Annotated in this window: 12 protein-coding genes and 1 pseudogene; 4 read left to right on the top strand and 9 right to left on the bottom strand. The window is 37.0% G+C overall.

Going from position 1 to position 13,065, the window contains the following annotated elements; translation table 11 throughout:
- Positions 1 to 473 precede the first annotated feature (473 nt).
- Complete coding sequence (locus HFP47_RS08495; RefSeq protein ID WP_096638788.1) at positions 474 to 986, top strand: phosphoribosylanthranilate isomerase; 513 nt, start codon at positions 474 to 476, stop codon at positions 984 to 986.
- 1 nt (position 987) lies between these two features.
- On the opposite strand, the gene HFP47_RS08500 is transcribed toward HFP47_RS08495, so the two are convergent.
- A complete protein-coding gene (locus HFP47_RS08500; RefSeq protein ID WP_011680533.1) occupies positions 988 to 2,220 on the bottom strand; it encodes an MFS transporter in 1,233 nt (410 codons plus the stop codon).
- Between the two features lie 415 nt (positions 2,221 to 2,635).
- Between HFP47_RS08500 and zwf the strand changes: the two genes are divergently transcribed.
- Positions 2,636 to 4,096 (top strand): glucose-6-phosphate dehydrogenase, encoded by a 1,461-nt coding sequence (gene zwf, locus HFP47_RS08505; protein ID WP_002815576.1) that lies wholly within the window; start codon positions 2,636 to 2,638, stop codon positions 4,094 to 4,096.
- A gap of 46 nt (positions 4,097 to 4,142) precedes the next feature.
- Here the strand turns inward: zwf and HFP47_RS08510 are convergent, their stop codons facing one another.
- On the bottom strand, positions 4,143 to 5,042 hold the full coding sequence (locus HFP47_RS08510) for a D-alanyl-D-alanine carboxypeptidase family protein (RefSeq protein WP_179876323.1): 900 nt from the start codon (positions 5,040 to 5,042) through the stop codon (positions 4,143 to 4,145).
- Positions 5,043 to 5,137: 95 nt separating this feature from the next.
- Between HFP47_RS08510 and HFP47_RS08515 the strand changes: the two genes are divergently transcribed.
- Positions 5,138 to 5,578, top strand: coding sequence for a MarR family transcriptional regulator (locus HFP47_RS08515; RefSeq protein WP_059442087.1), 441 nt, complete (start codon positions 5,138 to 5,140; stop codon positions 5,576 to 5,578).
- Entirely contained in the window at positions 5,575 to 6,456 is an 882-nt protein-coding gene (locus HFP47_RS08520; protein ID WP_010285772.1) for a metal ABC transporter solute-binding protein, read from the top strand. Before HFP47_RS08515 ends, HFP47_RS08520 begins: the two co-directional genes overlap by 4 nt.
- Positions 6,457 to 6,560: 104 nt before the next feature.
- Here the strand turns inward: HFP47_RS08520 and ubiE are convergent, their stop codons facing one another.
- The 7 genes and pseudogenes from ubiE to HFP47_RS08555 all read right to left on the bottom strand — a co-directional run bounded on the left by ubiE (position 6,561) and on the right by HFP47_RS08555 (position 12,872).
- The gene (gene ubiE / locus HFP47_RS08525) at positions 6,561 to 7,271 is read right to left on the bottom strand and encodes a bifunctional demethylmenaquinone methyltransferase/2-methoxy-6-polyprenyl-1,4-benzoquinol methylase UbiE (protein WP_011680536.1); all 711 of its coding nucleotides are present in this window, start codon (positions 7,269 to 7,271) and stop codon (positions 6,561 to 6,563) included.
- Positions 7,268 to 8,707, bottom strand: a complete 1,440-nt coding sequence (locus tag HFP47_RS08530) for an o-succinylbenzoate--CoA ligase (RefSeq protein ID WP_179876324.1) — start codon at positions 8,705 to 8,707, stop codon at positions 7,268 to 7,270. The genes ubiE and HFP47_RS08530 overlap by 4 nt, the downstream gene beginning before the upstream one ends.
- Before the next feature lie 75 nt (positions 8,708 to 8,782).
- Positions 8,783 to 9,298, bottom strand: a complete 516-nt coding sequence (locus tag HFP47_RS08535) for a GNAT family N-acetyltransferase (RefSeq protein ID WP_010295526.1) — start codon at positions 9,296 to 9,298, stop codon at positions 8,783 to 8,785.
- Between the two features lie 157 nt (positions 9,299 to 9,455).
- Entirely contained in the window at positions 9,456 to 10,481 is a 1,026-nt protein-coding gene (locus HFP47_RS08540) for a HoxN/HupN/NixA family nickel/cobalt transporter (RefSeq protein ID WP_140682776.1), read from the bottom strand.
- 493 nt (positions 10,482 to 10,974) lie between these two features.
- On the bottom strand, positions 10,975 to 11,952 hold the full coding sequence (locus tag HFP47_RS08545) for a DUF4097 family beta strand repeat-containing protein (protein WP_179876325.1): 978 nt from the start codon (positions 11,950 to 11,952) through the stop codon (positions 10,975 to 10,977).
- Between the two features lie 505 nt (positions 11,953 to 12,457).
- Positions 12,458 to 12,559 (bottom strand): annotated as a pseudogene (locus HFP47_RS10970) (hypothetical protein); the annotation flags it as partial.
- Positions 12,560 to 12,563: 4 nt separating this feature from the next.
- Positions 12,564 to 12,872 carry a PadR family transcriptional regulator gene (locus HFP47_RS08555; RefSeq protein WP_011680541.1) on the bottom strand — a complete coding sequence of 103 codons (309 nt, stop codon included), beginning with the start codon at positions 12,870 to 12,872 and terminating at the stop codon, positions 12,564 to 12,566.
- Positions 12,873 to 13,065 lie beyond the last annotated feature (193 nt).

The raw sequence follows: 13,065 nt of genomic DNA on the forward strand, positions 1-13,065 counted from the left end.
AATTAATACAATTTATAGTTTTATATAAATAAAATGACTAGTCATTTTTAACTATAAAAATGTCGACTATATTCATAATATATAAAAAGAGTGCAAAGTACCTGCACTCATAAAAACAGTTTATTAGACACCTATCTACCAACCACAACAAAAAAACAGCCTGCTCTCAGGTGACAAACATAAGACCCATACATCTTATGCATCACCATCGACCCTAATTACCAGCCACATGTACGTTTTCACACGTCCATCACTTTCCAACTAGAGTACTGAGCAAACTGTCCTGGATTGAAGAAAATCCGCTTAAGCTATCATTCGTATAGCTTACACAACTTGAATTGTTTTAGGACTCTCTCCTAATCTATACTTAAATTATAACATGGTTTTCGCTTGTCTGCAAGCGCTTACACGAAAAATATTTGTCTGTTCGGTATAATTAAAAAGAGCAACATTTTTACAAAGGAGAAAAAGTAATGAAAAAAATAGATGCCTTTCTGATCATCGCAAAGGAATTGAATAAGGTAGCAATTACTCCTGTCCTGATGGGTTCTGTTGGTCTAGAATATTTGACAAAAATAGATTGGCAGGCTAATGATATAGACATTCATGTACCCGGAAATCCTAACGGTTGGGATGCACCGGACCGTCTAAGAATCTACCAATGGGACTTGATTCTAAACATCATGCTTGGTTTGGGTTTTCAACTAACGGATTTGCATGAACATGAATTCCAAAAAGGAGATTTATCAGTGGCATTTGGTAGTATAGATTGTTTACCACAATTCACAAATGTTGATTTACAGGATTTAGTTGAAAATAACCTCGGCAGTATTAAATTTCTGACGCCCACTTTACAACAATTTATGAATATTTATACAGCATCTTCAATGGATAGTTACCGCCAACAACAGGGCAACCAAAAAGATTTACCCAAAATTGTCTTTCTTAAGAAACAACTTTCACTGAAAAAGGAGAATAACAAATAGTTTATTTGTTATTCTCCACTGTTTTTTTAGTTCGTTTCGCCATTGTGATCGCTAACAACGCTGTGATAATTAACATGATTATAAATACTGATAAAAAAAGAATTTTCATCCAACCTCGATCCATCATCATACCCGAATAAATGGGACCAATGACTCGACCTGAGCTGATCATCATTGAAACAAAACCTTGTGCCTGTCCAGCTACTTCTTTGGGGGTGATTTGCGCAACCCATGCTGGAACCTGCGGACTTTGTAACATTTCTCCAATCGTTAGTAATTCAAACACTAGCACAATTTGCCAAAACTCTTTTACAAATATTAAAAAGAAAAAGCTAGAAGCAAAAATAATACTACCTAAAATAACTGAAACTTGATATGGTCGCTGATTTGCCCAATTAGAAACAAACTTCTGAAGCAAAATAATAGTTACGCCGTTAATCATCCATAAGTCTGCATAATTACGCGTTGGCATACCTAAACTTTTCATGTGCGGTGCCATCACGGTTTCCCACAGCATGTAGGATAAATACGTAATGAACAGCAATGCCCCAATGGCAACTAAAACTGGCGTCAAGCGAAAACGTTGATTTGGTGCACCGACACTGCTCACTTTTTCTGTTCCTTCAGGCGTCGTAACGCCTGTTGCTTCAGTATTCGTGCGAACTACCGGAACATTAAATTTGGTTGCAATAATTAACATTAATGTAAAATATAATGCTGCCGAAATCATCATCAACAGGTTAAAACCGTAATCAAATAAATATCCTACTGCTAAGGTCCCCAAAACCACCCCAATATTCAACACAATGTACATATTATTGAATACGATGCGCGTTTTTTCACCAGGAATTGTTGTGGCAAAAGAGTTAACTAACGTTTGTTCCGCGCCCATACCAAAATTAGCTAGCCAAATAAAAAAGGCAAATACGGGCCACCCATTCCAAATAATTAGACTGGAAACAGCAATTAAGATGATAAAACTCGTAATTACCATCGCTTCATATGGCCGCCAATTATCAAATAGTTTGCCACCAACAAATGAGCCAACCATACTAATAAGTGATCCCACCATTAGAACTAGTCCCGCCATCGTAAAACTTTGGTGCAAAACACCGGTCATATAAAGTGTCGTGACTGGCCAAATCATTGAATTTCCAGTGTTGGATAATAAAGTACCAAAAAGTAGCCACTTTTCATCAAGTGGCCGCGGCTTATCAGTTAAGTCAATTTGCATAAATCCTCCGAATAATAGAATAATTGTAACACGAAACCTATTCATATAACGGAAAATTAAGTGCTTAATTTATCATCATTTGCGCATATCCCGTTTGTTTTTTATTAATCGAAGGATGACATATATAATACCCATTAAAATTAGACCCTCGAACGCCACACCAATACCTAAAGTGAAAGTTAGAATTAAAAATAAAATAATAATCAAGTAAAACATTTAGCACCATCCCGTTGTAAAATTATATTGTGAATATATAGTTTATTTAACCTACTTAAACCATATTTTTAGTATAAACTAGTCATTTAATCAATTTTTGACTTGTTCAACGCTTAATATGTTTGTGAATCCCGTACTTTTCCAGACCTTTTTGCGTTATAATGGAGAGTGAATTTAATTATAATATAAGGGGAACATCATGGTTTCAGAAATCAAAACGTTGGTAACTTTCTTTGGCGGAACTGGTGATTTAGCAAAGCGTAAGCTTTACCCATCAGTTTTCAACCTCTACAAAAAAGGATACTTACAAGAACACTTTGCCATTGTTGGGACAGCACGTCAACAATTAAGTGATGACGAGTTTAAGCAATTGGTTCGTGATTCAATTAAAGACTTTACTGAAGATCAAGCACAAGCCGAAGCGTTTATTGCGCATTTTTCTTACCGTGCGCACGATGTCACAGATGCCGCTTCTTATGGTATCTTGAAGTCAGCGATCGAAGAAGCAGCAACCAAATTTGACATTGATGGCAATCGTATTTTCTATATGTCAGTTGCCCCTCGTTTCTTCGGTACAATCGCTAAATATTTGAAATCAGAAGGTTTGCTAGCTGAGACTGGCTACAATCGTTTGATGATTGAAAAGCCTTTTGGTACATCATACGCCACCGCAGAAGAATTGCAAAGTGATTTGGAAAATGCATTTGATGATGACCAACTGTTCCGTATTGACCACTATCTTGGAAAAGAAATGGTACAAAATATTGCAGCATTACGTTTTGGTAACCCAATCTTTGATGCCGCTTGGAATAAGGACTATATCAAAAACGTACAAGTAACTTTGGCTGAAGTTCTAGGTGTTGAAGAGCGTGCTGGTTACTACGATACCACTGGCGCCCTTTTGGATATGATTCAAAACCACACAATGCAAATTGTTGGTTGGTTAGCAATGGAAAAACCTGAATCATTCAATGATAAGGATATCCGTGCAGCTAAAAACGCCGCCTTCAATGCATTAAAGATTTATAACGAAGAAGAAGTGAATAAGTACTTCGTTCGTGCACAATATGGTGCTGGTGATACAGCTGATTACAAGCCATATTTGGAAGAAGCAGATGTCCCTGCTGACTCAAAGAACAACACATTCATTGCTGGTGAATTGCAGTTCGATTTGCCACGTTGGGAAGGTGTTCCTTTCTATGTTCGTTCAGGTAAGCGTTTGGCTGCCAAGCAAACACGTGTTGATATTGTATTTAAGGCTGGCACATTCAACTTTGGTTCAGAACAAGAAGCACAAGAATCAGTACTCTCAATCATCATTGATCCAAAGGGTGCTATTGAATTGAAGCTTAACGCTAAGTCAGTTGAAGATGCCTTCAACACCCGCACAATCAACTTGGATTGGGCAGTATCTGATGAAGACAAGAAGAACACACCAGAACCATACGAACGTATGATTCACGATACAATGAATGGTGACGGATCAAACTTTGCTGATTGGAACGGTGTATCAATTGCTTGGAAGTTTGTTGACGCAATTACTGCCGTTTACGATGCAGATAAAGCACCATTGGAGACATATAAGTCAGGTTCAATGGGTCCTGAAGCATCAGACAAGCTATTAGCTGAAAATGGCGATGCTTGGGTATTTAAAGGATAAGCACATTTAAAAAGACCATCAAACAAATCTTTGTTTGACGGTCTTTTTATATTGTCTGATTTAAGATGCGTTTGGTTTCACGGAAAACGGCTGACAAATTGGTGTATTGATCAGCATGCAATACAACCGTGATATAATGCTTCCCTTTATATGTAAATAATCCCACATAAGAAACGCCTGATTTAACAGAGATACCAAGTTTAGCACCGGTGACCGTATATTTCGTATTTTTAAAATAATTTTTCATTAAAACATAATTACTATCTTGTGTAATGCCATCAAATTGATTTTGTGATTGATGAACAATTCTCTTTATTCGTGGTGTTTTTTCTAAAATATTATCAGTCATAAGCGCAACATCAACAGCAGACATCTTATTTTCTGCATTATCAGGCGCCTTGACGCCATCATCCATTGCTTCATCATTACGGACTCCTGCTGCATTATACCATTGCGCTGATGCAAGCCCCCAAGACTGACTAGTCTTAGTCATTAATTTAACAAACTTTGTTTGTGAACCACTAACCTGATCACCTAAGGCAATAGCCGCGTCATTAGCTGATAACTGTAAGGCAGCACGCAATAATTCATCTGCTGAATAGGATTGATTACTATCCAAATTCACACTTGCCAGATTAGATTCTTCTCCGATTTTCATCGTGTTTGACGACGGCTGCACTTGCGTGCCTAAAGGTAACTTTTTTAGTACCAAATAGCCCGTCATTAATTTACTAATTAACGCAATCGCTAAAGATTTATGAGCGTTTTTTTCGGACAAAATTTTATCTGTATCCGCATTCATCACCACCGCTGCTTTCGCCGTTGTTGTGATTTTTTTAATTGATTTCTTTTTTTCACTTGCTTGGATTTGTTGTTGCCCATTCACAGGAAATGCTGTACTCAATGTCACAATACAAAATGCTGCCAGTAGTCCGCTTTTCTTCATGACTATAATTGTACTCAAAAATAACCTATTGACAATAGCTTCGCTTACATTATATAATTAACTGGTTAATTAACCAGTAAACTAAAGAGGTGTTTATGGAAAAAACAGATAAGATTATTCAAGAGCTTAACTCTTTTGTTCAAGAATACGCTACTAATTCTGAACTCGTAGCGGCAACTGCTGGACAAAAGATCAATTCAACACAAGCCCACTTACTGATGTTGCTTAAAATTCTGCAATCGCAGACTAACACAGAATTAGCTGCTGCAATGAATCTATCAAAGCCTGCTATCACCAAAGCTATTAAAAACCTGATGCGCTATCATTATGTCATAGCGGTGGTAGATGATTCTGATAAACGGAGCACTCACTATTTACTGACTGAAGATGGCGAAAAATTGGCACAACTCCACGAGCAGGCCCACGCCACGATGCACGATGATATTCATACCATCATGGCTGATTTCACACAGGAACAACAACAAACCATCACCCAGTTTTTAACAAAACTCAATAAAATAGGAAATAACTCATGAAAAAAATAATTATAGCACTCTCTGCCATTGTCGTCATCGTCATTGGTGTTGCCTTATTCAGAGGTAACTCCTCGTCGTCATCCAATCAAAAAATAACTATTGTTGCTTCAACAGACTTCTACGCCGAAATCGCCAAAACAGTAGTTGGCGAACACGGTACAGCAACTGCTATTATCAAGGACGCGAATGTTTCTCCCGAAGATTATGAGCCAACAACCACGGTTGCTAAAAAGGTTAGTGGTGCTGATATCGTTCTTGCTAATGGTCTAGGATATGACGCATGGCTAAATAAGCTTGCCAAAACTTCTAAAAATACAAAACTTATTCGCGTCGGCGAAGATGTTTTAAATAAAAAAACAGGCGTCAACCCGCACTTGTGGAATGATCCTGAAACGATGAGTAAAACAGCAAATTACCTAGCAACTGAGCTTGGTAAGAAAGACCCTAAAAACCGCGATTATTACAAAAAGAACGCCAAAAAGTACGTCGCTAGCCTGAAACCTGTGAATGATTTAATCACAAAAATATCCAAAAAGGCTGATGGCCAAACCGTTGCCCAAACTGAACCTGTTTTTGAGTATATGCTAGATGCCTTAGGATACAAAATAATGGATACAGATTTCTCTGAAGCAATTGAGGAAGGTAATGATCCTTCACCCGCAACATTAGCTGCACTTAAATCAGCAATTACAAACCATAAAATTGCCTTCTTCGTGAATAATACTCAGACATCAAGTTCAACTGTCTCTAACTTAATCGATTTAGCAAAGAAAAATGACATCCCCGTTGTTAATGTAACTGAAACCATTCCAAACGGTGAAAACTATGTTAGTTGGAAGCTAAAAGAACTGAAAGCAATCGAAAAAGTTACGCAATAAAAACCTCTCTGAAAAAAATTAAAAAGATCAGTTATCCAAATCATAAAGATAGCTGATCTTTTTAGCATTAATTTGCCTACCAATGAAATACTTTATATCTAACCCTATTTTGTCGCATAGTGTGCCGCCGCGGCACCCAAATTAAAACGAGAAATTCTAACTTTTTTAAAGCCCGACTTTAGCAGCAATTGCCCAAGCGTCATATAGTCCATAAAATGTTCTGTTGTTTCATCAAGATATTTGTATTCCTGATATTTTCCTTTAGCAAAAACACGCCCAAATAATGGCATGACATGACCAAAATATAACTGCCAAAATGGTTTAACAAGGGGGCTATCGGGTTGCGATGTTTCTAAAATGACAAGCTGTCCGCCTGGCTTTAAAATACGATACATTTCTTTGATTCCTTGTTTTGGATCAGGTAAATTACGTAATCCAAAACCAATGGTCACAATATCAAAGCTGTTATCAGGAAATTCTAAATCCATCACATCTCCTTGCTCAAGTGTGATTTTTTCCGAATAGTCACTTATATCAACCTTTGTTTGCCCGACCACAAGCATGGATTCACTGAAGTCTAAGCCAATGATCTCAGAATCAGAGTCACTGTTTTCTGCCAATGCAATTGCCCAATCAGCAGTGCCGGTAGCTAAATCAATGATTTGCGCTTTTCTTGGAAAGACCATTTTATCCATAACTTTTTGGCGCCATTTTTTATGTGCCCCTAGACTGATAATGTTATTCATCTTGTCATATTCTGGTGCAATTGTATTGAATAAAGATTTCACATCTGTATTTTTTGGAGATAATGTCATATCAATTCCTTTAATCTTTCAAGTTCAGCTAGGAAAGGTTTACGTTGTGTTTTTCCACTAGCAGTAGTGTGCCAGCTTTGAGCCAGATAAAATCGTTTTGGTATTTTATAATGCGCAATACGCTCTCGACCGAATTGAATTAAAGCATCTTTTTTCAATTTTTCACCCAAAACGATAGCTATTGGCACTGAACCCCACTTTTGATCCGACACCCCGACGACGACTATTTTATTTAATCCTGGGTATTCTGCGTAAATATCTTCAACTTCATTGGGAAAAATATTCTCACCACCTGAATTTATCATATCACCTTCACGCCCTTGGACAAACAAATATCCTTCAGCATCCAAATAACCATAATCTTCAGTATTAAACCAACCATCTATCATATGTTCAGCTAGTTTATTTGGTTGATTGAGATATCCTGTCGTTAGCGTTGGTGATTGAATCCAAATATTCCCTTGCTGGGACACTTTTCCAGCATGATCAGCAATTTTTAAACGAACTGGAAATAATGGTTTCCCCACAGAACCCACTTTTTGAACCGCATCTTTTGCATCAAGCGCCACAATTTGCGAGGCAGTCTCTGTCATGCCATACGATTGAATGACAGGAATTTGGTGAAGCTGTGCCTGTTTCAATGTTGCAAGGTCTGTTGGTCCACCGCCAAGAAGCATTGACCGAAAATGATTATTATAATGAGCACCTTTTGGTAGGTCAGCAACTAACTGTTTTAACATCACTGGAACGACTGATATAGCAGTAATCGATTGTTCAATCAACAGTTCATTAATCTGATGGGCATCAAATTTAGATTGTAAGACCACGCGCATACCATAAATTAATCCACGCATAATGATCGAAAATCCACTAATGTGGAAGATAGGTACAACAGCTAACCAACTATCATCAGATGTTAATCCTAAATTCAAAGCACTCCCCATCGCAGAATAGAAATGGTTTTGATATGTTTGCATAACACCCTTGGCTTTACTCGTTGTACCCGAAGTATACATGATACTTGTCACAAAGTCTTCAGGAAAAGTTTCAATTGGTGTTATCTTTTGCTGTGTGGACAAATCACTGAACTTAATTTGCTTATCAATACTTAGCTCGCTCATGTAATCATCATCTGTTAAAACAGTTGTCACACCCGCATCTGCAAGCTGATAATTAATTTCTGCTACTGATAAACGCCAGTTTATAAAAACGATGGTCTTGCCAAGTTGCTGCAAAGCCATAATCACCAAGTATCCCGTGAGCGTATTATTCATTATCAATGCCACGCGAGAATTATCTTGGGTAACTGTCGCAATTTTTTGGGCCATATTGTGTGCTTGGTCAGCCACTTCTTGAAATGTTAATTGTTTATTTTTATACTGTACGGCGATCCGATTCGGCGTAAGCCGTGCACGTTTTGTAAGCCAGTTTTCCATTTTTATATCATACCGCAGAATTTCTTTGAAAACAAAAATGTTGCTGTGTCAAAAATATTGGTTTTATGGCTAAAATTACTCAACCTGAGCTTCAATTCCTAATTCTGAGACTGCGTTGAGATAGTCATCGTCAGAGATTTCATCTGTCGTACGCAATAGATGGAAAGTCCCGCCCATATTTTTAGTCACGAGATGCGCATCGTTAACCCCATTGCGCTTATAAAAATCATATCGTTTCACACGTTGCATTTCATTATCTGCCTGTTGGCCTGTAATTTCTGATTCTAATATTACCCCATTTGGGTACTGCTCTTTTAATGCAGCAATTGTTTTACTCCCAATCCCTCTTCCACGAATATTCGCATCAACTGCAAAATAGAGCACAAATACTTTTTGTGCTGATATTTCAACCAATAACAAAATACCAACTGGTTGTTCATCAACAACTAAAGCCATCTTAACGGGTTCTTTTGTCTTAGCCAGCTGAGCTAGCTGCATAAAATCAAGGCGTTCATATTCTGGAAATGATTGCATATAAATGTCTTGCCAATAAGCTTTATCTTCTTCGGTTACGTTAACAATTTTTATCATTAGAATGATCTCCATGTACATAGTAGCGATTGTTCTCATTTTATCATAATTCAAAGAAAGATAGGTCTACGCTATTTAAAATAAAAAACGCACTAAGCGTATCAACTTAAAGTAACACTTTTTTGATCTGCCTTAGCGTATTTTTTATGATGATGGTTCAAATTATTTGTTCCTTATCAGCTAATTTAAACACGTGCCAAATAGTAATCGCAACGACCCATGCGATAACAAACAATGCGACCAGTATGACGCCCATCTGGTTAAAATCTAGTGAAGCCGCCCATCGTGTCAATGCGTTGTTCCAATTAAACATCACGCTAAATGACTGAACAAAATCAATAAATCCAATAAATCCGGCTGCCATTATAGAAATCCCTGTAATTGTTAAATTGTAATACACTTTACGATAAGGTGATGAAAATACCCAACGATACGTCGTACTCATAAAAAAACCATCAATGGTATCCATCAAACACATACCAGCAGTAAATAATAACGGAAAAGCTAATGTTGCATACCAGGGAACTCCCGCATTTGCAGCTGTGGCAGATGTTGCTAATACCGCAATCTGAGTAGCAGTATCAAAACCTAATCCGAAAAGAAATCCAACAATTGCTACTTGCCAGTTATGCTTAATCATTCCTAATAGTTTCAAAAATAAACGATAAATCTTAGATGAATTGATTTGGTCATCTGTACCTGCTCTGGTATGATGATTACGCATAGCGACAAACTTCACCCAGATATCATGCAAGATAACACTATTCACGATGGCCAACATCATCAACATGGTAGCTGCAATAAGTGTTCCTAAGGCGCCTCCTATTTGCTCAAAAATAGGCATAGAATGTTTTGCCCATTCTACAAACAGAACGGTTACCAATGCCATCAACACCACAACCATTGAATGTCCAAATGAAAAACTAAAACCAACGCCGCGTGTATTTTTACCATCATTAAGCATCTTGCGTGTCATGTTGTCAATTGCTGCAATATGATCTACATCAAAAGCATGTCGCAATCCCATTGTGAAAGAAAGATAGGCCATCGCTATCATTTCAGGATATTGTGTAGCACTTGTCATTAACAACAGCATTCCTGATATCAAAAAAAGAATAATTATTGCCCCATAACGTATCGCATCGGACTGAACTGTTGCTTGTTTTTTTATGTTTAACATCATAAATTTTTCTCCCTTTTTGCTGTAGAAATAAGATTATCACAGCACCTGTTATCGCGTAAATATGCTGAACAAATTGTGTCCCTAATGAACTAAACATGTCCTTTCATACTACCTTCAATTATTTTTTAGCACGATGCTCATTCGAATTCGCGCTACTGCCTCTTTAAGTTGAAAAGGACAAAAAAACACCCCAACCTTTAACAGTTGGGGTGTTATTACTCACTTGTCCCAACTATCTACTAATCAATGTCACATTGGTTTAGTAGATAGTCACTCAAAGAACCTACTAAACATCAACTGAGAAGTAGGTAGAGGAGAGAATGGTTCATTTTTTTAATTGTTTTGTTCATAATTTTTCCTCTTTTTCATATAATTTATATTTTTTAATATGAAACTAATTATATTATCTTACTCTAATTAAGTCAAACGTTTTATTATCTTATTTTAATAATATAACTAATGATACTAAACAGCTACTGAGCAAATATATTAACTACTGCTTAATCGTCACATCGCCGCTATCTGTTGATATTACGTATGCTCCAGTTGTTCCTTTATGTGTGTAACTTGTCTGATCATCATCATGACTATTGAAAGCAGAAATATCCCCGTCAAGCGTTTTAGCAGTCACACTACTTTTCCCAATCATTGCCGATATATCGCCATCTTGTGCTGTAATGGTAAGCTGACCAGATAGTTGGTTATTCATTAAAGCAACATCCCCATATGATGTGTTTATTTTACCCGTATTAATATGATTATGATGCATGCTCAAGTCACCATTTTCAAGTTGAATGTTCATTCCATCGGTAATTCGTGTATTTTGTATAGTTAAATCACCATTATCACTTTTAATTGTAGCTGTCGATGTAGTCACGTCATTTAAATCAGTATCTTCAATATCATCAAGCGTTAAGTCATGTTGAACTATTATGTTTTTTAATCTTGTATCTGCAACATGTTGAATTGCTATTTTATCCGCTTTGACATCAGACAGGCTAACATCACTGCTATTCTGTCCGTCAATTTGAATATCAGACAAACCTTGTGATTGCGGAACTGTAATTACAATTCCATCTTGATCTCCCTGATTCTCATATTTCCAAGAAAACAATTCGATTTTAATATGACCTGGAGATACACTACCAGCCTGTTTATCAGTAATTTTCAAATGATTTTGCTGATAGCTCAACTCGGGTAGTTTCTGATACGTCATTACTTTAACGGTGGTTTTCTTAACATCCCCTGTGATAATACGTACAGGTAAAGATGTTGACACGTCAATATTTTTCACCTCGTTATAAGTATATGATTGTTGTACCATTTTTTCTTTTTGTGTTTTGCGGTCAATAACTTTAAGGCCATTATTCCATGAAATGGAACTTGACCCGCCACCAAAACCAAATCCAATTAAAGCTAGCACAGCACCAATAACTATCAAACTCAATCCAATTTTAACACTTCGTTTCATGTTATTTGTCCTCCCGATGCATGTACTTTTTATCAGTAAAGCGACGATAAATTGCCTTGCTTAATTGTGCTGTTTTATCAATTAGCCACCTCAAGAGACCAATACCAGCTGGCATTACTGTCAACATTATGCCCAATATGAGCAAACCACAACCAATATAATACAGCCCCGTCCAGATTGACTGCAGCAAAACACTCACTCCGATAATCGCTGATACCACACCTGACAAAGTCAACGCAATGACAACCGCAATAAAAGACGCTAAAACTGCAAAACCAACAGCAGCAAGCGTGACCAAGACAATGAATACAGGTAATGCTAACGGTGACGCCAGTAATGCTAATCCAATCCACCAAATCAGCTTAATATTTGACCGTGGATTTTTACTAGTGGTATCATCTGTTGATTTTTCATCTGCCTTAATTGAATAGTCAGCTAAAATTTTTCGTGAGAGTTGTTTTGGCGTGCCTAACTCACTAATGCATTGCTCATATGTGACTAAATCAGCATCCATCACGTACTCTCGATAGAAATTCATCGCTTCCTCTTTATCTGAATGGTGCAACTGATGTAGTAGTTGCTCTAACTCAGCTAAATAATTCTCCATCTGCTTATCTCTCCTTCAATAATGTGTCAACGTTTGCTTGGAACATTACCCAATCTTGGCGTATGCTAGCCAATCTGTCACGACCTTGTGTTGTAATCTGGTAATAACGTCGATTTCTGCCTTGATAAGGTTGATCATACGTTGTAACAAATTGATTATTTTTTAATCTCCGTAGTACAGGGTATAACGTCGATTCCGAAACAGAAATCGTGCCCTGCACTCTTTGCGTTAATGCATAACCGTAATAATCTTCTTTATCTAATATCGCTAAAACGCAACCGTCTAATAATTCTGAACTCATTTGAATTGCCATACTTATTTTCTCCAATACTATACGACATATAATATATGTTCAAAAATATTATATGGATTTTTAATTGTTCTGTCAACAAAAAATACCTCAACAAATGTCATCGTTGAGATACTTTTCGTTGCCTAATCATCTTTTAATAGCTCGCAATCAATAAAATAGATAGCGTAACGCTCGTTTGGCTTTTAACTGTTTT

The sequence above is a fragment of the Leuconostoc sp. DB-1 genome, from assembly GCF_013414845.1.
Taxonomy (GTDB): domain Bacteria; phylum Bacillota; class Bacilli; order Lactobacillales; family Lactobacillaceae; genus Leuconostoc; species Leuconostoc mesenteroides.